The following is a 21,093-nucleotide window of genomic DNA, read 5'->3' on the forward strand; positions in this document are numbered from 1 at the left end:
GTACGTTCAACGTGTATTAAGCCGTTTTCCGGTCCGGTTTCCGTTTAACGTCCCCGTTAAGAAAGTAGAAAAAAATACTAGGGAGCCTATATCAGGTAATGCGCGTGCATACGTATTATTAACGGCAATCGCTTTGTTTTTTCTTGATACTCAATATCATCCAGCGCATAAATATCCATATTCTGCTTAATTTGATTTAACCAACTCTCATCATGTTCTTTAAAATTCTCGCCATAATGGCGATCAGCGCCAGTTTTATTTTGGTTATCAAAATCGTCTAAAATTTGAAATTCAATCTTTTTAACCGCTGGTAAAACTGATTTCACCATTTGCTCGCTCCACGGCGAGAGTGCTTGCGCGTCAGTTGCGTAGTAATGTTTATAAAATTGTTGTAATTGGGCGGCTTGATAGTCTGCCCTTAACAAGGGCATTTCGTAATCTGCACTATCTGGAGATAAATAATCATTAATATTTTGCGTATAAGCCTTGATTGAAAAATCATAAATAGGTACTTCTACTGCATAAGATAGTGATAAAAACAGCATGAGGAAAAAAGTGGCAATTCGTTTGCTTAACTGCTTGCCATTCAATTGATTACACACCATCGGAACCAATCCGTAGAAATAAATTTTTTGAATTGTATCATAAAAAATACTATTTATTTGCAATTTGATTCAATTTTTGTCAATCAATTATCAATACCCGGCTATTGGTGTTACTGCTGACAACATTGGTCTAGAGGGCTGTGGACAGTGTGAAGTGACCGTTAATTTTGGCATATAAAAAAATGCCACCTCACCATATTTTGTTGGAGAAACCAGTTTTGATTCTTTGTCTATCTGTTTTTCGTTGTTCAGTTTCTTAACGTGATCAGACGTTACTTGAGATTCTATCATTTTATTTAAAATATGCGTTGGAATAGCAATAATCCATTGTAATAAAAATTAAATGAGAAGTTTGTACTCGCTGGTTGTTGTTTTTCACCGTCAATTTGCTTTTCCAGTTTCAGGCTTCCAGCTTGCTTTCTATAATCAACAATTAGGGCATGTAACGAGGCAAGCGTTAACGCGGTCATTCCTAAAATGGCACGCTCAATAGGCTGAAAGGTTTGCAATTTTATTGGAGATAAAAAGATTATCGTACTTATTGTTAACATCACGTATTTATAAACAGCCAAACCATTTTTTAAACCCTTTAGGAGAAACGGTAGTGACAATGCATTTTCATCTTTTAGCTTATCGGCCAATTGCTGATGTAAAGAGCTCAGGTGTTCGATTTTTTGTATTACACTACCATTGAGTTCCAGTTCCCCATCAGCAAGCTGCTTCCCTAAAAAAGCCATTTCTTTTTGATATAAAGCCAATTCAACATGAATTTGTGCTCTGATCAACTGGCGTTGCGAATTGATTTCTTCATAAACCCGCATTGCCAAATTACCTAGCAAATAAAGCCCGCAAAAAACCGTGATAACTGCTAGCATATTGGTTGTTAAAACACAAAGTCCAAACGTTCCTATATAGGGATTGAGGCCATCAATCATCCCCATGGAGGCTGCGGACAATAAAGCATAGATCCTTAACTGTTGAGATTGTCCTTTGAGGTATTGACGTAATGCATTGATTTCCTCCAGGTTAGCGTCATCGATCGCTTCCACGATAGAAAGTAATGTTGCATTGTCTGCCAATAGCATTTTACGTTGCTCAACGACACGGCGATACCAAATGCGGTTCAGTATTGATAAACCACTTAGCAATACACCCGCAGGAACAATAAGGTGACGTAAATCCTCAATCTCAAGCAGATTCATTAAAGTAAACGTACCGTTTACAGCTCGATAGGCATTTTTTAGGGCTTTGAGGGAGTCTCGAGTATAAGGCCAAATAACAGCAACATAGCGTTTAAAAAGATTCTTATCTTTGTCACTGAAATGAGTGGCCATGAGTGAAAAAGCAATAAGGCTAATACCGCTTGACGTTGCTGTAGCCATACCAGCAGGTGTTTTCATCCATGCCTGCATTGCTTTGGTAGCTAAATCACTATTTGCAAGAAAGACATCATAGTAATATTTGATCATGCTACAGGATAGCTTACCGCTATCGATAGCTAGATACAGAGAATAGAGATGAAATTTTTTGGCTAAAAATCGTCCCTTCTCATCCATTTTGCGGGTAAATTGAAAAATATAACCTGATTCATAAGGCTTATTAGGGACTGCTGATGTCATAAAAGCAAAAAACAACATACAGTAAAAAATTGCTATAATTGTACTAATCTGCTCAATAAATGACAATAAAATTGTCACCATGTCATCAATTAATACAAAATAATAGTCTCTGTTTTACTCTACACGAAAGCCATTGGCGCTGAATCCGATTAGTAAAATGTCTGGCTAATTAATTCGTTGAGCCCGTATTAACTTAATCTAATACGGGAATTGAAGAGAAAATTACTGTACCCTATCACTGTGCCAATTGATTGAACCAATCCTATGATCCTGTTCTTGCTCTTCTAGAGACAACAGGTTTTTTCAAAAATAGAAAACACTTGCTGCAAATAACTTAATGTTTTATAACCGTTTTCAAAAAACTGCGACATTTTTTTGCAAAAAATCTTGGGGTTGACGCAAGTTGTTTAATTCTTCCGGTCTTAAATATGGAAAAATTTTGCAGCGTCCTAAAATTTAGAGTAATTAGCTCTTGTACAGGCTTCTGAATATGGTCAGGTATATTTTTTAGATAGGTTTGTTCTAACATGATACCCTCCTTTTATGCTGCGGTGCACAATAAAAGCATAGCCCATTCATATGGAATGTCAATAATTGAACAAGGAGGGTTGTATTTGTACGTCATTTATAGCCGATTATGTTCCTTTTATGGCTTGTTGCTGAACCTGTTTAATTTGTTGTTGCAATGCAGCTTGTATTTTTTGCATTTGAGCCTGAGTCTGTGCATTCACTTTTTGAATTTGATCTTGCAATTGGGCTTGCATTTGCTTCATTTGTGCTTGTAGTTGCCCGTTCAATTTATCAATTTGCTGTTGTTGTTGCGCTTGGATCTGCTTCAATTGACCTTGTATCTGAGTATTTAATTGCTGGATTTGCTGTGCTGAAGAATCCGTACTGGCAGCATAAGTCGATAGCGGCAAAACAGTTGAAAAAATTAAAGAAAAAATCAATTTGTTCTTTTTTTCATGGTTAACTCCTGTGGTAAAATAAATATCCTCATCAATTACTTTAACGAATCTGATTTTGAATGCAAGACTAATTTTGTAGCATTCCCAGTCAAAAACACGTTGTTAAAAAATTTATATTCCATGCATGCATTCATTCTGTTGACATTAACGTTGCGTAAGCCTTTATCGTGTGTTTTGTCAAATAGAGGAGATAAACATGTCCTATACGGTAAAGCAATTAGCCAAGTTATCAAATGTTAGTCCACGTACGCTTCGTTTTTATGATGAGATTGGTTTATTAAAACCTGCTTATTATGGTGATAATAATTATCGTTACTATGAAGAAGAGCAGCTTTTGATACTGCAGCAAATTTTATTTTCCGTGAGCTTGGTTTTCCTCTAAATGATATCCAGAGGATTGTTTGTAGTCATGACTTCGACAAAATTGAAGCCTTGAGTGCTCACAAAGCAATCCTCTTAAAAAGTCTTGCTAGGACAGAAACACTTATCAAGACAATTGACAAAACTATCTCTCATCTAAGAGGAAAATTAATCATGAAAGAGGTTGAAATGTATGAAGGCTTTACAGCAGGAATATGAGAATTACCTGCTTAATAGCGGTACGCTAAGTCAAAAAGAAATTGACGATAGTTGGTTAAAGGTACGCCATTGGAAAAAAATCACTGGCAACAACATCAACAAGAAGGTGAGGCAATCAATCAAGGACTACTAGTTAAAGCGATTACGAATCACCTTAAATCCGATGCGAAAGAAGTACAGGTTCTGATTCAAAGACATTATGAGTGGGTAAAAAATTTTTGGACACCTACCCGGCTAAGTTATGAGGGTCTTGGTCAAATGTATCTCAATCATCCCGACTTTCGAAATTTTTATAACGCCTACCACACTGAGCTAGTGGAATTTTTAGTAGCCGCTATGAAAATTTATGCCAAAGCTAATTTGAATTAGCAGCATCCAGGCCAATTGTAATAAATTGGCCTATTCCATCGGGTAGGCCTTGAGCGTAGAAACCGGTAGCTCGCAAGAATTGCAGAACCTTTTAACCTGACAAGTTTGCTTTAATAATCTGCTCTGTGAACAAACTACGTAAATAAAATCCTCTGGGTAATGTTAAAACCTTATTTCCCTCACTATCAAATCCATAGCATAAAGACTTAGCATTAGCCGCTTTGGGTCGAACCTGCAAATACAGACCAATTCTGCCATTAATTTCATCCAAGTGTCCGGTGCCAATCATCAAGCTAAGTTCACGCCAATCATTCGCAAGAATTGCTTCTTCCTCTTGATTGGGGGACCATAAAAACCCCCGCCCTATTCGCCGTTGTTCAAAAGGAATTTTTTATCGCCTTCGATCGGCAACCACAGAACGCGTTTTAATTTTGCATAGCATTGTGAGGAAAACCACTCTTGCTGATGAAGACTTAGCAAGGGAATACTGGTGACAAATGTCGACTCAGCCGGTTTACCTTGCGCATTGAGTGGTACTGTCTTTAATTCGATACCCAGGTGGGTAAAATCCGGTACAGGTTTCGTACCTGCTGTTGTACCAAGTGCTAGCTCGATTGCAAGTCCTGCCCAACCTTTGCGTTTGATTTGCTCGCGTGGAATCATAATCTGCAACAGGCTTGCCAGTTGCGCAAAACTTAGGCCTTCAATTAATTGACATCGTGCGAGAAGTTCTGTTTCATCCTTCAACGGATGCTTTGACAACAGAGGGTTCATTTTGACCTTCTTTCAGTTCAATGCTAATTGGCGGAATGGGAGGCTTAACTCCAGCCGCTTTAAATTGGGCCGTAATAGCAAATAAGACCTTGGAGCGGATCTCAAACCGTGTATGTAGTTGCACATTAATAAAATAACGCACTTCAAATTCAATAAGCGCATCATCAATTTGTTTCAAAAATACTTGTGGCGCAGGCTCATCAACTATTTCAGGAATAATTGCCAAAACATCTAAAATAAGTTGCTGGATCATGGCTGGATCATCTGCTCGACTTACTTTGATAGGAATTACAGTGCGAACAATGCTGTCTTGATGTGTCCAATTGGTAAATGGCTTATTGAAGGTTTCGGCATTAGGAATCAGTACTTCCATATTATCCCAAGACGATACTCGCATCGAACGAATACCAATATGAGCTACTCGCCCTTCATAGGTTCCCAGGGTTATCAAATCACCTTCACGTACAGGACGCTCGATAAGCAACATTAATCCACCAACCACGTTCGAAGCAAAATCGCGCAAGCCAAATCCCATGCCCACCGCAAGGCCACCAATGACCATCGACATACCACTAAAATCTAATCCCAAAACACGTAAAGTAATGAAACCACCAATTAAAATAACTGCGTATTGAGTAAAGACTGACAAGCTATTACGAATGCCTGCGTCTCTGGCATCGCGGTAAAGCCAGCGGTAACAAAATTCCCGTGTCCATTTAGCAGCCCAAATAAAGACAGACAATAAAATAAGGAATTCGACAATGCTGGTGAGAGTAATATATACCCCAGATAAATTAACGAGTGGGTATTTGCTAAATTTCTCTATACCAGCCATGACTACTGAATCGGAGTACCAACCAAATAATTGAAATAAAGCAAGTACGCTAAAAATGAGTAATAAAACACGTAATATTTTATCCAAGGGCTTTAATAAAACTTCAATCCAAAGCCATCCATTACTTAGAGAAGAAATCATCCACTCAGACATAAGATCCAATACATCAGCAATTAATCCCCTACTCACTACGTAGGCAGTCATTACTAATAAAATTTGCACTTGATAACGACTCATTATCCAAGCTAAATTTATGTATCCTACTAAACCTATAATTGCTGTAGTGAATAAAGTTAAGGGGACTAAAACCACCAGCAACATAACGGCATTGCGGAAATATCTTTTCTTAGCCTTCAAGAGGGGGTGCAATAAATGGGTAATGACTTCCCTGCTCTTCCAACTCACTATTGAAACAGCCAGTAAGAACAGCATAAATAGGCGATTAAATATATCTTGTAAAATGGATGATAGAGGAAGCAGGTGGCTGATTACCATCAAAGCACTAGTCCATCCTCCAGCTAATAAAAGCCATTTAACACGATAATACAAACGGACATCTGTACCCGAAGAATCGCTAACCCTCTCTAATAAAGTCAAACGAGCAATAAGAACTAGTAGGCGAAAAATAAGCCAGACAAAAAATAGATTTAGCAGTAATTGATAATTGGAAAAGGGCACCTGATTTAAATAAAGTACAAGCATAACCGCTGTTGCAAAAGCCAGATGAGGAATATTGCGACCCAGTAAAATTAGGGCGCCATCATAAAGATGAGTGGATAAACGCGAACGTGCTCTATCTCGCGTCAAATGTTTTAACACCTTATACAAACTAAAAGCACCTAGAATAACTAACAGTAACGCTACCCACATGAGCGTTGCTGGCAAAACATCTTGCCAAACGTAATTATCTCTTACCTTCAAGCTGAGGGATTTAAGGTAATTATATAATTGGGTAGGAAGATGAACAAATTGCTGAAAAATAGATAGCCAGCTATCCATTCGGTATTCACTTAGCGTTTGTCGGGCGGACAACTGTTTCTTTAATTCTTGTTCGTGATTTTCAAGATCTTCTTGCAGGGTTTGTTGTTGAATTATAAGGCCTTTAATGCGTGAGCTAATAATATTTAATAAGGTTGAGAATTGTTGTTTCAGATTAGAGTTAGTTATATGACCCTGCTCGCTGCTAATTAGCACTTGCATTTTCTTTAGCGATTGCTCCATTTCAGACAAACGCATAATACTATCTTTATAAATGTCAGTTATTCTTTGCAGAGTACTTACGTTCGGATTTTTTGCAGTAAGTAATCTGCCTTGACCAGTTTTTTCTGTAAATCAACCTCAGCTATCTTATGCTGTGTGAGGCTAATAATCTGATTATTTAAGAGTAACTTGGCTTCTATAAGGTAACTTAAATTAGCATCATTATTATTTTTAATGTCTTGTTGCAATTTAATGCTATTTTCGTAAAGTCTGGTTAGTGCGTCATTAAAGCGGCTATCCTGGCTACGCAATTTTTCCAATTGCCCATCCATTTGTTGTCTGGCTTTCCATAAATTAAGGCGTTGCTTTTGTAAAACCAAGGCATCCTGATAGCGATTTGCCAGGGCTAAATTTTCAGTGAGCAACTCTATTGTTTTTTATTCACCTCATTTAAGGTGCTAACTTTATCAATTCGCTCTTGGGAACTTATCTGGGCTGACTGCGCTAAGGGAGTTTGTTGCAGGCGTTTTAAATGCTGAACAAAATCCTGTTGCAATTTTTTTGGTTAACAAGGAAGCTCTCAAGGCTAAGTAGCTTAGCCTGATTTAAAGCTATCAATCTTTCATTTTCCTGACGCAACTTTTCATAGTCAGCCAGGCTGGTTGGCAATTCGGTCAGCTTTACATTATTAATTGCCAAGGTCAAATTAATCTTTTCTTGTACGAGGTATTCGATCAATTTATTTGCACTGCTAACTGATTTAGCAAAGACTGGCAACGATGCAAACTGAATTGAAAGCAAACAAAATAAAATAAAATGATAAATCCCTCCCCTACAACCAGAGGCTGTAGGACTTGATAGCGAGAATTTATTTAATTTGTGACGTAGGTGCAAGACGGATTCCTAACTCATTAAGTTGCGCGTTTCCAACTGCAGTTGGCGCATTTGTCAAGAGACAAGCTGCTGACTGTGTTTTAGGAAAGGCGATAACATCACGTATTGAATTGGAGCCAGTCAATAACATGGCTAAACGATCAATACCGAGCGCTATACCACCATGCGGAGGACAGCCATATTGCAGGGCATCTAACAAGAATCCAAATTTCTCTTTCGCTTCTTCCTCTCCTATTCCTAACAAATCAAAAACAGCTTGTTGCAGTTGTGGTTGATGAATACGAATCGAACCACCACCAATTTCATAACCATTAATAACAATATCATAAGCCTTAGCCAAGGTTTTTGTTGGACTTTGTGTTAATGCGGTAATCGATAACTCTTGAGGCGATGTAAAAGGATGATGCATTGATTGTAATTGATTTGTTTTCATGTCAATTTCAAACATAGGCCAATCAACAACCCATAACAAACGCCAGCCAGGCTCAACCAATTTACGATCGTGCCCCAATTTTATTCGTAACGCACCCATAGACTCGTTAACTAACTGAGCATGGCCTGCGCCAAAGAAAATAACATCACCAGTTTTAGCCTCAACACGCTCAAGAATGGCTTGTACACTGTGTTCAGGAAGAAATTTAATTATAGGTGATTGAAGACCTTCCATGCCTTGAGCAAGATCATTGACCTTGATATAAGCCAATCCTTTCGCTCCGTATATACCAACAAAATGACCATAACTATCAAGCTCTTTGCGGCTGAGCTCACAACCCCCAGCCAACTTTAAAGCAACAACACGCCCATCTGGATTGTCCGCTGCAGCTGCAAAAACATTGAAGTCACAGTCTTTAACCAAATCTGCAATATCAACCAATTCCAAAGGAATACGCAGATCGGGTTTATCACTACCAAAACGACGCATGGCCTCTGCATAAGTCATTTTTTGGCAAGGTTTCCGGTAATTCGACCTGTAGAATGTCTTGAAAAACTTTTTTAACATGCCTTCAATAAGTTGTTGAATAACTGCCTCATTGATAAATGCCATCTCAATATCAAGCTGGGTAAACTCAGGCTGTCTATCAGCACGCAGGTCTTCATCACGGAAACAACGTACAATTTGATAATATTTATCAAAGCCAGACATCATCAGCAACTGCTTAAATAGCTGTGGTGATTGGGGTAGTGCGTAAAACTCGCCTGGGTGAACACGGGAGGGAACCAAATAATCCCGTGCTCCTTCCGGTGTTGCTTTAGTCAGCATGGGTGTTTCAATATCAACAAAATCCTGCACATTCAGATATTCTCTGATGCAACGTATCATTCTATGACGCAGTGTCAGGTTATTTTGCATCTCATTACGGCGTATATCGAGATAACGATAACGATAGCGTAAATCTTCATTAACAAACTGATGATCGTCTGGCAAAAAAGGAGGCGTTTGCGCTTGATTTAATATTTCAAGTCCAGTACCAAGGATTTCAATGCGGCCGGTGGCCATTTTATCATTCACCATGCCTTGCGGGCGATGACGGACTGTACCTTGAATCCGTACGACAAATTCATGCCTTAGCATTTCAGCGATAGCAAATACGTTTGCAAACTCTGGCTCATAAACAACCTGTACCAGACCAGAACGATCACGAATATCTAAAAAATAACTCCACCATGATCGCGACGATTATGGATCCAGCCACAAATACTTACTGACTGTTCTATCATTGTTTCATTAACACTTGTGCAATAATGTGATCTCATAAAAGCCGCCTATTTAAATTTAAATCTTTACTTCTGAAACGATGGATGGTGGTGCTTGCATTACTCCTAGGGAAATAATGAATTTCAAGGCTTCATCAACACTCATCGACAACTCAATCGCATCTCGTTTGGGTATCATCATCAAAAAACCTGATGTAGGATTTGGTGTTGTGGGGACAAACAGAGAAAGCATTTCTTCCCCCGTATGGGTACAAAGCTCTTGGCTAGCTTTACCGGTTAGAAAAGCGAGACTCCAGAGCCCTTTACGAGGATATTCGATTAATAGCACTTTACGAAAAGCCTGGCTATTGGTAGCAAAAACTGCCTGAATCACTTGTTTTGCTGCATTGTATATAGAACGTACTAATGGAATCCTGGCAAGCAATGCTTCGCCAAAAATCACTAATCGTTGCCCTAAAATGTTAGTTGCGATAATGCCTGTCACTAACAATAAAGCTAGCGATAAAACAACACCTAAACCAGGTATCTGAACCCCTAAAAGCTGTTCTGGCTGGTACGCTTTTGGCAAAAGAGCCATCGTGTTATCAAGAATATCAATAATAAAGCGTAATACCACAAAAGTGACTAAAATGGGTAACCACACGACCAAACCCGTCAACAGGTAGCTGCGAAGATATTTAGATTTCAATCTTTATCACCTTTTGTACTGGTTGTTGTTGATTTATCGGCAGTCGTCTTTTTTCTTCTGAGGCCGTTTTAGCGGTATTATCAGAAACTGCAGCGTCTTTTTATTTTCCTGCTTGCCTTTATTTTTAAAATCCGTTGCGTACCAACCAGTTCCTTTTAGCTGAAATCCAGCCGCAGAAACTAAGCGTACAGCAGTATTTTCCAAACAACGTGGGCACTGTTTAGCGGGAGTATCGCTTATTTTTTGCATCAAATCGAACTGGTGATGACAACTTGTACACTCATATTCATAAATTGGCATCAACAAATCTCCACAGATAACTGTCTATTATATTATTTTTCAAAAATGGTAATTATAGCTAACAAGCTGATTACGAACAATGTGTGGAATGACCGAAATCAAGGCATTTCACCAACTGGATTCATAAAGAATCCCGCTAACGACCTTAACTGTTCTCTTTATTGGATAAATAAGGAGGAATTCACAGTCAATGAGCTAAAAAAATAGTTGCGGCAACTGTGAGGTTCCGGTTAATTTTCCTTGATAGGAGATAGTTGCCAAAAGTGGCATTTCCATTTTTAAGGATAACGTAGCAATGTTTTCGGTTAAAGCCAACATTTCTTTATCCAGACAATTCGCTATCCATCCTACACAAGCTGTCCGATTACTCTTTAATACACTCTCCGTCAATAAAGCATGATTTAAACAGCCAAGGCGCATACCAACTACGAGGATTACCGGTATTTGTGTCAAATTGAGGAAATCCAGCCAGGTTTCCTTATCGTTTAACGGCACTAATAATCCTCCTGCCCCTTCAATCAGCAAATAATCAAAATTATCAAATTGCCTGTCCAGGCAAAAATCAGCGATTTCATGTGCTGTTAACGAGTTACCCGCTTCTTTCGCAGCAAGATGTGGTGATATTGGCGCAGGAAACTGCCAACCATTGATTAAATAATCCTGATTTCTATTATGCTCTTGCAAACTTAATACATCATCATTCTGCAACTGTCCATTGTTTAGTGAACACCCGCTCGCTACTGGTTTTAAAGCCAAACTTCTTTTCTGTTGTTCATTTAAATAATCTAATAACTGGCAGGTTACATAAGTTTTCCCACAATTCGTATCAGTGCCAGTAATAAAAAAGATTTCATCGTAAAATACGCTCCAAAATAGCGATAAATTCGTCTTGGTCCGACAAAAAAGGCATATGTGCCGCATTATCAAACATTACATAATCAAAATTGGGATACCGCTTTTGCATGATTGCCATCGTCATTCGAGGCGTAATTGCATCAAGTCGCCCGAATATAAACCCAGTTGGTTTGGTCAATGTATAAAGGGATTGCCGTAAATCCCAATCTGCCAAAACCTGTAATCCAGTTTCTAAACCAGGTAGTGAGAGGTTGGGTGGAACACTATAATGAAATGACTGATCTTTTAGCTGCAGAGCAACAAACTCAGAAATAATTTTTGTCGGTTCAGAAGCTAACTTTAGGAAAAAATTATCAAAAACGGCCTGCTCAACGCCAGGCCAGTTCTTTTCTTTGATAAAGCGAGGTGACGAAGCAATATTTAATAAATACGTTATACGCTCAGATTCTTCAATGGCCAAACGAGTAGCAAAAAGACCTCCCATCGACCAGCCAGCTATAGCAAAATGCTTGGGTAATTGCTGTAATAACTGCTTTTTGAAGATGTCCCAACTCATTAATGAACTTTGGCCAAATCCTGGTAAATCAACTAGATAAAGGCAATAGCGATTACTCAGAAGACGGGCAAGCTGCAACCATATTCTATGATCAAAGCCCCAACCATGAAAAAGGACCAGGGGGCGTCCTTTACCTTGAATGTTAATATGTAGATTCATAAAGCTGTTGTAGTTGAGAAAATAAGTAATCGATATGAGCAGGTTCATGTTGATAATTCAAAATAACCCTTAAGCCAGTATCTTTTTATTCACTGTAGGCACACGCATGGCTTGGCAAAATATTCCTTTTTCATATAAAGAATTTGCATAAATCAAGGCCTGATGAGGGCAACCCAACTGTAATTGCTGAATAGCAGTTTGCGAATGCCTCCATTTCAGTGGTGAATTCTTAATAGATTGCTGAAAATAATCGATCAAATGCAGTAATTTTTGTCGTCGTTCATCGGCCTCTCTAACAATGCTTAGTGTTTCCAACAAACCGTAGGCGATTGCTGGACTTACAGCTGTTGAATAGATATGCGAGCGAGCTGACTGTAGCAAAGCATCTATCCATTCTCCTTGACCTACGACCATTGCACCTTGAGAAGCAAACGCTTTACCAAAGGGTATAATTCTTAAAGGTACTTCTTTTGAGATAGTTCATGTTGGGCTACCGCTCCAAGCCCTTGTGGGCCCAGCACACCAAAAGCATGCGCTTCATCTACAATAAGCTCTGCTTTATACCTGGCGCATAAATGCGCGAGTTCAGCAAGACAAGTAATTTGTCCACTCATACTAAATACACTTTCAGTGATTACAACTGGATTGGAAGTAATCTGTTGTAATTTAGTTGCTAAACTATCCAAATCATTATGTAAAAATCGGCTGTATTTCGCTTTGGTAAGTTTCAAACCATCGTAGAATGAAGCGTGTGCTGCCTTATCAATCAGGAGATCTCCTTGAAAATGGGCTAACAAAGCAATAACACCCAAATTCGCTGTATAGCCTGAACTAAATAATAGCGCATCATCAACACCCAATGCTAAGGCGAAAGCCTTCTCTAATTCGCGATGAACCGGGTGATAACCACAGACAACCATTGAACCGCCACTACCGGATGGATAGTTAGCAAAACCTCTTTGGAATGCTTTTTTACTCGTCCATCGGCAGTTAAAGAAAGATAGTCATTTGAGCTGAAATTAATAACTGCCTTATCCTCAAAGCAGGCAGCCAGCATTCGTTTACGATGTAAGCCCTGCTGTTGCAACTGCTTTGAATAATGAATAAGAGATTGACTAATCATGCTTCAGTAAAGGCGTTTAGCCCTAATTTTTCAAATAAAAATTTATCTTTATCGCGTTGTGGATTGTCTTCGGTTAACAATTTATTACCTATAAACACTGAATTAGCTCCTGCAAAATAACATAAAGCTTGCAACTCATCACTCATTTCAGTTCGTCCAGCCGTAAGGCGAATAGCACTTTTTGGCATAAGTAAGCGCGCGGTGGCAATGGTTCGTACCAACTCAATTCCCTCTACCTGTTTGGATTTGGCCAAAGGCGTTCCTTCAACTGGAATCAAGCGATTGATTGGAACACTTTCAGGCGGGGTTTCCATATTGGCTAAAGTCAGCAAAAACTCAATGCGGTCTTCACGGCTCTCGCCTAATCCTAAAATACCACCACAACAAACATTAATACCGGCCTGGCGCACATTTTCTATAGTATCCAGTCGATCGCTAAATTTACGTGTTGTAGTCACCTTGCTATAGTAAGACGGGGAGGTATCGATATTATGGTTATAATAATCCAATCCAGCCTCTTTAAGCGTAAAAGCTTGTTCGCGATCAAGCATACCTAAGGTCATACAGGTTTCTAAACCCATTGCCTTGACTCCCTCAATCATCGCTTTTAATTCAGGCATCGCCTTATCGGGAGGACAACGCCATGCAGCGCCCATACAAAACCGCTTAGCACCGCTTGCTTTAGCTTCCTCTGCTTTAACGAGCACCTGCTCTAGCGACATCAATTTTTCTTTTTCTACATGGGTTTTATAATGACCACTTTGTGAACAATAACCACAATCCTCTGGACACGCACCTGTCTTGATACTTAGTAACTTCGCAAGTTGCAGAGAATTAGCTGGATGATTACTCTTATGTACGCTATGTGCAGCATAAAGAAGATCATTAAACGGCTGTTCATAGATACTAGCCACCTCATCAAATGTCCAACGTGAACTACTATTATCCACACTTCACCCCTTTTTTTATTGTGGTGAACATGATAAAGTCACGCAATTTCTTGTCAACCAAAAAATAGAACGATGGTTAACCACGCGCAATTAATTGAAAGAGATTTAAAGCATATTTGGCATCCTTGCACCCAAATGAAAGACTTACAGCAAACCCCACCGCTAGTCGTCAACCATGCAAAAGGCAGCTATCTTTATACTGATCAAGGTCCAATAATTGATGCCTTGTCCAGTTGGTGGTGTAAGTCTTTAGGCCATGGGCATCCAACTATTATCGCTGCGATTAAAGAACAATTAGATCGCTTTGAACATGTAATCAGCGCTAACACAACTCATCCGCTGCTAGTTGAGCTAGGGGAAAAACTGGCTGCTATTAGCCAGAAACAGCACGTTTTTTTCGCGAGTGATGGATCAAGTGCTGTCGAAATTGCTATGAAATTGGCTTTACATGCCAGTCAACTAAAAGGATCACCTCGTAGAGAGTTTATCGCTCTGCAACACAGTTATCATGGTGAAACTTTAGGAACATTAAGTGTTAGCGATTTAGGGATCTACAAAAAACCTTATAAAGGCTATGGCGTTAAATGTCATTTCCTTCAAGCGATCCCCTATGTTTCTAATAATAATGAATTTTTATGGCATAACGCTGATTTTCATTGGCCACAAATAAAGCTTGCGCTTGAAAAAATAAAGAACAAAACTTGCGCTCTTATTGTAGAGCCAATTATTCAAGGTGCCGGCGGCATGCGTTGTTATAGCGCTGACTTTTTAAAAAACTGGCGAATTGGGCTAAAGAAAATGATATTTATTTTATTGCTGATGAAATCATGACTGGTCTTGGTAGAACAGGCCAATGGCTCGCTTGTCATCATGCTGATATTCAGCCCGATTTAATCTGCTTGTCCAAAGGATTAACTGCAGGAGCTATGCCCTTAAGCTGCGTTCTTATTGATAAACCAATTTACGATTTGTTTTATGATGATTATGAGAAAGGTAAATCCTTTCTTCATTCACATACCTATAGCGGCCACGCTTTAGCAATCAGTGCGGCACTGGCAACTATCAAAGTCATTGAAACAGAAAACATGAATGAACAAGCGCAAAAACTTGGGCGCTTCATGCAGCAGCAATTTCAAGAACTGGCGGCAATTACCGGTAAGTTAAATCACATTCGCTCAGTAGGGGCTATGGTCGCAGCCGACTTGCCTAGCCAGAAAAAATAACGATTGGTTATCAACTATATCAAGAAGCACTCAAGCGCGGAGCCCTGCTTTAGACCTCTGGGAAATACCTTATATTGGCTACCGCCATTAAATACTGATCAACAAACCATTGAGAATTTTAGCCGAAATCACCTTAAACTCAATCAGGGCTGTCTATGACTAAAGGCAAATGAACGCCAAACACCACACTAATTATATCAACGCTCAGCGCTTACTAAGTTTTGTCTGGGCGTTTTTTAGCTACCCCTGTTAATTATTTTTGCCATTTATTATCAATGGCAGCAATATCATCGACAAAAACATCAACAATTACAGCTTATTGCCAATCAGGCGGCACTTCGATTTGATAACTTTCTTGATAAAGCACTCGACTCAGCTTATACGCTGCCCTTTGGCCGTCCCTTTGACAATTGTGAGCAAGATATCTTACCTATCTTACGTAACATTATCTTTAATAATCCTGCCATTTCTGGTGCGGTTATCAGTGATAAAGAGAACAAAATTATTTGTTCAACCTTAGGTAACCAATACCTACTCCCAGCACTCTCATCCCAAAATCCAGTCATTTTTGGCCCTATTCCCTTAGGAACAGGACAACAACCTGCTTTTTTAATACAACAGCAAGTAGGGAAATATTATTTCGGCATCTACATTATAAAAAATGTGATTGAAGATTTTCTTCGCTCCGTTTCCCCCCAAATTGAAGATGTAGGCTTGTACAATGACAGAGAGAAAAAATTGTTTTTAGTATCGCTAATGATACCCCCACTAATCCATTGCGTAATTTTGCTAAAGCGCCTTTACAGGATTTAGAAGGCTACTCCATCCTTCTTACTGCAAATCAACTGCAATTTAATAAAGATTTTTTCTTTCATCAATTAGTCCTTGGTGCAGTTCTTCTGGTTGTTTTAATTCTCTTGTACTTAAAATTCCGCATGCTCTTGAACAAACGTTTTTCTTTAAACTATGCTTTGAGCAATGCAATTAAGCATAAACATTTTAGCCCCGTTTATCAGCCTATTATGGATAATACAAAAAAAGATTTTGTGGTGCCGAAGTTTTGCTGCGTTGGTATAGTAACACCAGTGAAATCTTACCTGATGTATTCATTGAGGAAGCAGAAAAATCGGGTTTAATTGTTCCTATTACGTTACAGCTTATTGAAAAAAGCTTTCAGGAATGTCATGAGTTTCTTAAAACGCACTCTTATTTTCATTTAGCCTTCAATCTGTCAGCTAACCACTTTCAGAAAGAAGCGTTTTTTACTCAATTTTATCATCTGTGCAATAAATACCAGATTCCTGCCCAACAGGTATTGATTGAATTAACGGAACGAGAATTGCTAGATCAAAACGATTCTCGTCTGGTAACAAGAATGAATGAATTGAGGGCTAGAGGTCATTCACTGGCAATTGATGATTTTGGCACGGGACATGCCAGTATTAAGTATCTACAACATTTTCCTTTTAATTATCTTAAAATTGATAAACTTTTTGTGCATTCTATTGGCACAGGTGCTGTTACTGAAACATTGAGTCAAGCAATTATACAGATGGCTAATGTTTTAAAACTTACAATTATCGCTGAAGGAGTAGAAACCATTGAGCAATTTAATTTTCTGCGCCATTATCAAATTAATCTCATGCAAGGTTGGTATTTTGCAAGAGCAATGTCCCATGAACAATTATTCCAACTTATTGAAGAAGGTGCCACAGCATGAACAAGCGCACAATCCTTGGTTTAGCTTTAGGTTCTCTTTTTTCGCCCCTGCTTATAGCCGATGATCTCAATTATTGGCAATGTACAGCTCATGACGCTCAGAACAAGCAATGGACCGTTAGCAATGCATATCAATTAACGGCTATCAATAAAGCCTTTGATGCTTGCAAAAAACAAGTCAAGTACCCGGTAGTTGTAAAGCCTCAAGGGAAGACTGTGATTTTTCTTACAGGGGGTCTCTACCCGTCCTATGTGGCAATGCCCTGCACTCGACGCTGAAGCTAAAGTCTGGCGATCTAATATTTATACACATGCAGATGATGCAGCCTTGGCTGCAAAAGCTTATTGCCATTCTAAAAGTGATCTGCCAGAGACTTGTTATACTTATCTGTTCATGTGTAGAAATTTAAATCTAAGAGATCGTTAAAAATGTATTGTGTTGGGCTAACAGGCAACATCGCCAGTGGGAAATCAACCATCGCTTCTTTTTTAAAAAACGCGGCATTAAAGTGATTAGTGCTGATGACATTGCAAGAAAACTAACCACACCCGGCCAAACGGCATTAACCAAGATTGAAGATCATTTTGGTAGTAGTGTGATTAATGATGCAGGAGAACTCAATCGCGCTTCATTAAGAGATATTATCTTTGCTGATCCCAAACAGCGCTTATGGCTGGAAAATTTATTACATCCACTGATTCGACAGGATATCACCGACCAAATTACAACAACTAATAGCCCCTACTGTGTCATTGAAATTCCATTACTGAATGATCGTAAGAGTTATCCTTATCTAAATCGTGTATTGCTTGTTCTTGCCAAACGTGAACAACAGATTGAACGAGTTATGCGCAGAGATCACACTACTCGCAAACAGGCTTTGCAAATCTTGGCAACTCAAACCAATGACTTAAATCGACGAGAAATTGCCGATGATATCGTTGTCAATGATGATAACTTAGCGGAGCTCGAAAAAAAATTGAAAATTTGCATACTCTGTATTTACAATTGCCCGCCAAAAGCCATTATGAGTGAAAACTTACTTATTATTCATGAGCGTTATGCTAAGGGTATGTTTTTTTCCTTTTATAGTATTATAATTTTATGCTAAACTGCACAAAAATCGGCTAAGGACAGCAATTTCATATGCCTCAAAGTACAATTACTTTTCAATTAGCCACTCATTATCTGCCTAAAATTGCCTTACGGTTAGAATGTTTATATCAAACTATTGATCAGGCCTGCGAAGAAACGCACCCTGTTATTCATCACTATGCGCTAAAGAATGTGATCGAAATCATTAAATTGGTTGAAAAACCAGAGCTCAAAAGCAGATTCTTAAAAGAATTGATGCGGATAGAACATGTCTTAAATAAATCCAATACCAGCCTTTCCAAAGAGTTATATGGCAATCTTCATACTCAAATCCAAGTTCTGACGCATGTAGTTGGTCGTTTCGGAGAAAATATTCATAATAACCCTTTCTTACAATCAATAAGGCTTACCTTACCTACACAGGCCAATGATTATGAAGCTTATTCCCCACAGCTCTTATTATGGTTAGAATCTAATCCAGCGCTACGACAACGAGATCTCGTTGTCTGGTTAGATAGTCTGCGCACCCTGCACTCTACTGTTGATCTCTATTTATCTTTATTACGCGACTCTGCTCAATTTGACAAAATCGATATGTTCAATGGTTTTTACCAACGACAACTGCCATCACGAACCTCTTGCCACCTCATCCTGCTCAAAATTGATAAATCCTTTGGCATTGTACCTCGTATGCAGCTTGGTCATCACGGCTTAAGCTTGCGTTTATGTGAAATTAGCACCATGCGTGAAGTACGCGAAACAGAAGCCAGACTTGATTTAGCAATTTGCCAGTTATAAAGATTCTCTTCTTCGGCTATTCCAGAAATCTTAGATACCCCTGCTCCTGACTTATTCAAACTATTCTAATTTTTTCTAATTCTTAATAGTTGCTTAATGTTGATCAGCTATATTAACAATTATTAAACATGAGCACTAAATAATCATATTGGTTCGGCAATACCAGTAGGGCGCATACGGGGTTTTTATGAATAGAACTGAATTACAAGCTAAAGTTACATCAGCAATTAGAGCCATCGAGCTTTTAGAAAATGCTTGTGCCGATGAAGGAATGAAATCCTGGGATAAAACAGCTATTCATGTTGAAGAATTAAGCTGCATCAAAGCCGAGTTACAAAATAAATACTCACCACTTATATTAGAATTACCACCCACGAAGCCTGATGCCACGTCTGCATTATCTAAAGACGATCGGGCTGCATTAGCTGCTTATAATCGTTATGAAAACAAATTGCAGTTTATGAAGCATTTATTGCCAGAAAGACCTCATACCATAGCAATATCGGTAAGACAGGATTTCTTATTCCTGAGCTGGATAGAGAAGTTGCCTCAGAACTCCTATATTCCCCAAAATACAAAGAGGATACTGAATTTGCTAAAGCTCTCAATTCTTTTGAGCAACATAAAGCGACTTATGGAAATCTTAAAAATATGTTGCAACGAGCTACCCCCGATGTAATTCGCGGACTGTTAGAGGACTTTATTAAAAGCTACCGAACACTGAGACTTGCTGTTGAAACAGAGAGAAATCGTATTCAGGCAGAAAACGTGAAAAAGGAAGCTTTATGGAAAGAGATTAATGAAATCTCTAGTCCCTTAGTCAAAGTACACGGCATTAATTTGCAAGCTGATGAACCCTATAAAACACTTGGTGCAAACGCTGCCAAAATATACGGTCAAGTGGGGAATGAAGAGCGCAACCTTGCTTTACAAGAGATTGTTAATACGCTTAAAGCGAAAGTTAAGTTACTTGATCAAGAAAGAGAAGAGAAACTAATTAATTTAAACAAGGAAATTAAGAAACAAGGAGAGACCTTTACTCATCTTTATAGGGATATAGCTATTCTTTTAAAAGCGCCAACATTGATGATAGTATCATTACTGATGTAAAAAATAGATTTGTTACTGAATATAATAAAATAGATATTGAGGCCGATGAAGTTGAGTTTAAAACAAAGAAACTGGCAGCTTTAAAAGAGCTCAGAATAAAATTTGATCAGGTGATGATTGAAGAACGACAGTACATTAGTTCTGGAATAATTGAAGCAATTAATGAAATAGCTAACAAATTTGCTAGACACCTTGAGGCATTAGATAACCAACTTAAGGATAAAGGCATAAAATTTGAAAGTAAAGACCAGGAATTAATTGAGTATACGAAAAATACATTCAACATTAATCCTGCCTATCAGAAATTAGTAAGTCCTGATACCTTAATCCTGATACTTGATGATATTAAAAATAAAGACAAAGAGTTTGACGTTGTATGGCCTAATGCTGTAGCAGCAGTTAGACGCGGCCAGCAAACACGAAGAGAAGAACTTAAAGATAGCCTTATTCCTAATCAACGGGAGACGTTCCGGTATTTTTACTCTGATATTCAAAAAACTAACTGGCTATGGCTTGTGGGAACAGCAAAAAGGTAGCTTTGTTGAAATACTGAATGATTTTAATAGAGAATATGACGACGCCCTCCCAGAAAGCAGTTCTTTAACTACAATCATTGATTTCTATCAAGCTAAACAAACTGCTTTAAATGAATATACAGAAGAATTAAAACGAGAAATACTTAACATACAAGGCGCTATCTGCACTGCGATAGTTAGAGCAGTCGATGAAATAGCCGATAGTATTGAGCAAGAACAACGTACTATTAAAGCACAAATACAAGAAGATTTTGCATTTACTCTGGAAGAACAAGAACTTTTTGAGAAAATGAATAACTGTGCCGTTCAACGTGTTGCTGAGTCTGCCAGAGACGGCAAATCACCTGAAATTCTTGAACCTATACTCGAAAATGCTACAGAAAAGAAAAATGAGTTACAAAAATATTGCCTGCTATAAACA

22 protein-coding genes and 5 pseudogenes are annotated in these 21,093 nt (G+C 38.6%); 11 read left to right on the top strand and 16 right to left on the bottom strand.

The window, feature by feature from the left end:
- Nucleotides 1-86 precede the first annotated feature (86 nt).
- The 3 genes from BN58_RS11935 to BN58_RS11950 form a co-directional block, all read right to left on the bottom strand.
- A complete protein-coding gene (locus BN58_RS11935; protein WP_232220570.1) occupies nt 87-605 on the bottom strand; it encodes an NlpC/P60 family N-terminal domain-containing protein in 519 nt (172 codons plus the stop codon).
- 296 nt (nt 606-901) lie between these two features.
- A complete protein-coding gene (locus tag BN58_RS24765; protein ID WP_156812505.1) occupies nt 902-2,224 on the bottom strand; it encodes a hypothetical protein in 1,323 nt (440 codons plus the stop codon).
- 635 nt (nt 2,225-2,859) lie between these two features.
- A complete protein-coding gene (locus BN58_RS11950) occupies nt 2,860-3,174 on the bottom strand; it encodes a hypothetical protein (RefSeq protein ID WP_019217040.1) in 315 nt (104 codons plus the stop codon).
- Between the two features lie 214 nt (nt 3,175-3,388).
- Between BN58_RS11950 and BN58_RS34135 the strand changes: the two genes are divergently transcribed.
- Together BN58_RS34135 and BN58_RS34140 are read left to right on the top strand one after the other, a co-directional pair.
- Nucleotides 3,389-3,574: a MerR family transcriptional regulator gene (locus BN58_RS34135; protein WP_232220571.1), complete on the top strand. Its 186-nt coding sequence runs from the start codon at nt 3,389-3,391 to the stop codon at nt 3,572-3,574.
- A gap of 266 nt (nt 3,575-3,840) precedes the next feature.
- Nucleotides 3,841-4,140: a TipAS antibiotic-recognition domain-containing protein gene (locus tag BN58_RS34140; RefSeq protein WP_232220572.1), complete on the top strand. Its 300-nt coding sequence runs from the start codon at nt 3,841-3,843 to the stop codon at nt 4,138-4,140.
- Nucleotides 4,141-4,231: 91 nt separating this feature from the next.
- Here BN58_RS34140 and mutH read toward each other — a convergent pair.
- The 13 genes and pseudogenes from mutH to bioB form a co-directional block, all read right to left on the bottom strand.
- Nucleotides 4,232-4,914 (bottom strand): annotated as a pseudogene (gene mutH, locus BN58_RS24775) (DNA mismatch repair endonuclease MutH).
- Nucleotides 4,877-6,985, bottom strand: coding sequence for a mechanosensitive ion channel family protein (locus tag BN58_RS24780; protein ID WP_019217041.1), 2,109 nt, complete (start codon nt 6,983-6,985; stop codon nt 4,877-4,879). The pseudogene mutH and the gene BN58_RS24780 overlap by 38 nt, the downstream one beginning before the upstream one ends.
- A 41-nt stretch (nt 6,986-7,026) precedes the next feature.
- Nucleotides 7,027-7,374 (bottom strand): hypothetical protein, encoded by a 348-nt coding sequence (locus tag BN58_RS34145; protein ID WP_019217042.1) that lies wholly within the window; start codon nt 7,372-7,374, stop codon nt 7,027-7,029.
- 103 nt (nt 7,375-7,477) lie between these two features.
- Nucleotides 7,478-7,726: a hypothetical protein gene (locus tag BN58_RS34150; RefSeq protein ID WP_232220573.1), complete on the bottom strand. Its 249-nt coding sequence runs from the start codon at nt 7,724-7,726 to the stop codon at nt 7,478-7,480.
- A gap of 91 nt (nt 7,727-7,817) precedes the next feature.
- Nucleotides 7,818-9,598 (bottom strand): annotated as a pseudogene (aspS, locus tag BN58_RS24785) (aspartate--tRNA ligase).
- 19 nt (nt 9,599-9,617) lie between these two features.
- Entirely contained in the window at nt 9,618-10,247 is a 630-nt protein-coding gene (locus tag BN58_RS11975) for a DUF502 domain-containing protein (protein WP_019217046.1), read from the bottom strand.
- 33 nt (nt 10,248-10,280) lie between these two features.
- Nucleotides 10,281-10,547: an FmdB family zinc ribbon protein gene (locus BN58_RS28580; RefSeq protein ID WP_019217047.1), complete on the bottom strand. Its 267-nt coding sequence runs from the start codon at nt 10,545-10,547 to the stop codon at nt 10,281-10,283.
- 195 nt (nt 10,548-10,742) lie between these two features.
- A complete protein-coding gene (gene bioD / locus BN58_RS11990) occupies nt 10,743-11,396 on the bottom strand; it encodes a dethiobiotin synthase (RefSeq protein WP_026069433.1) in 654 nt (217 codons plus the stop codon).
- A gap of 1 nt (nt 11,397) precedes the next feature.
- Complete coding sequence (locus BN58_RS11995) at nt 11,398-12,117, bottom strand: alpha/beta fold hydrolase (RefSeq protein WP_019217049.1); 720 nt, start codon at nt 12,115-12,117, stop codon at nt 11,398-11,400.
- Nucleotides 12,118-12,186: 69 nt separating this feature from the next.
- Nucleotides 12,187-12,531 carry an aminotransferase class I/II-fold pyridoxal phosphate-dependent enzyme gene (locus BN58_RS36160; RefSeq protein WP_019217050.1) on the bottom strand — a complete coding sequence of 115 codons (345 nt, stop codon included), beginning with the start codon at nt 12,529-12,531 and terminating at the stop codon, nt 12,187-12,189.
- A gap of 41 nt (nt 12,532-12,572) precedes the next feature.
- A complete protein-coding gene (locus tag BN58_RS36165; RefSeq protein WP_269570255.1) occupies nt 12,573-13,037 on the bottom strand; it encodes an aminotransferase class I/II-fold pyridoxal phosphate-dependent enzyme in 465 nt (154 codons plus the stop codon).
- Nucleotides 12,998-13,240: a hypothetical protein gene (locus tag BN58_RS34155; RefSeq protein ID WP_019217052.1), complete on the bottom strand. Its 243-nt coding sequence runs from the start codon at nt 13,238-13,240 to the stop codon at nt 12,998-13,000. The genes BN58_RS36165 and BN58_RS34155 overlap by 40 nt, the downstream gene beginning before the upstream one ends.
- On the bottom strand, nt 13,237-14,190 hold the full coding sequence (gene bioB, locus BN58_RS12015) for a biotin synthase BioB (protein ID WP_019217053.1): 954 nt from the start codon (nt 14,188-14,190) through the stop codon (nt 13,237-13,239). Before bioB ends, BN58_RS34155 begins: the two co-directional genes overlap by 4 nt.
- 72 nt (nt 14,191-14,262) lie before the next feature.
- Between bioB and bioA the strand changes: the two are divergent.
- From bioA to BN58_RS12060, 9 genes and pseudogenes are all read left to right on the top strand, one after another.
- Nucleotides 14,263-15,576: pseudogene (bioA, locus tag BN58_RS24800) on the top strand (adenosylmethionine--8-amino-7-oxononanoate transaminase).
- Nucleotides 15,577-16,461: 885 nt separating this feature from the next.
- Nucleotides 16,462-17,133 (top strand): annotated as a pseudogene (locus BN58_RS28585) (EAL domain-containing protein); the annotation flags it as partial.
- A complete protein-coding gene (locus tag BN58_RS24810; RefSeq protein WP_051131901.1) occupies nt 17,130-17,411 on the top strand; it encodes a hypothetical protein in 282 nt (93 codons plus the stop codon). The pseudogene BN58_RS28585 and the gene BN58_RS24810, both read left to right, overlap by 4 nt.
- A 150-nt stretch (nt 17,412-17,561) precedes the next feature.
- Nucleotides 17,562-18,168 (top strand): annotated as a pseudogene (coaE, locus tag BN58_RS24815) (dephospho-CoA kinase).
- Between the two features lie 111 nt (nt 18,169-18,279).
- A complete protein-coding gene (gene zapD, locus BN58_RS12040) occupies nt 18,280-19,026 on the top strand; it encodes a cell division protein ZapD (RefSeq protein WP_019217055.1) in 747 nt (248 codons plus the stop codon).
- A 187-nt stretch (nt 19,027-19,213) separates the two neighbouring features.
- The gene (locus BN58_RS12045) at nt 19,214-19,705 is read left to right on the top strand and encodes a hypothetical protein (protein WP_019217056.1); all 492 of its coding nucleotides are present in this window, start codon (nt 19,214-19,216) and stop codon (nt 19,703-19,705) included.
- Nucleotides 19,678-20,136, top strand: coding sequence for a hypothetical protein (locus BN58_RS12050; RefSeq protein ID WP_019217057.1), 459 nt, complete (start codon nt 19,678-19,680; stop codon nt 20,134-20,136). Before BN58_RS12045 ends, BN58_RS12050 begins: the two co-directional genes overlap by 28 nt.
- A 110-nt stretch (nt 20,137-20,246) precedes the next feature.
- Complete coding sequence (locus tag BN58_RS12055; RefSeq protein ID WP_026069434.1) at nt 20,247-20,672, top strand: hypothetical protein; 426 nt, start codon at nt 20,247-20,249, stop codon at nt 20,670-20,672.
- On the top strand, nt 20,650-21,090 hold the full coding sequence (locus BN58_RS12060; protein WP_019217059.1) for a hypothetical protein: 441 nt from the start codon (nt 20,650-20,652) through the stop codon (nt 21,088-21,090). The genes BN58_RS12055 and BN58_RS12060 overlap by 23 nt, the downstream gene beginning before the upstream one ends.
- Nucleotides 21,091-21,093 lie beyond the last annotated feature (3 nt).

Origin of the sequence: Legionella tunisiensis (assembly GCF_000308315.1) — a bacterium.
GTDB lineage: Bacteria > Pseudomonadota > Gammaproteobacteria > Legionellales > Legionellaceae > Tatlockia > Tatlockia tunisiensis.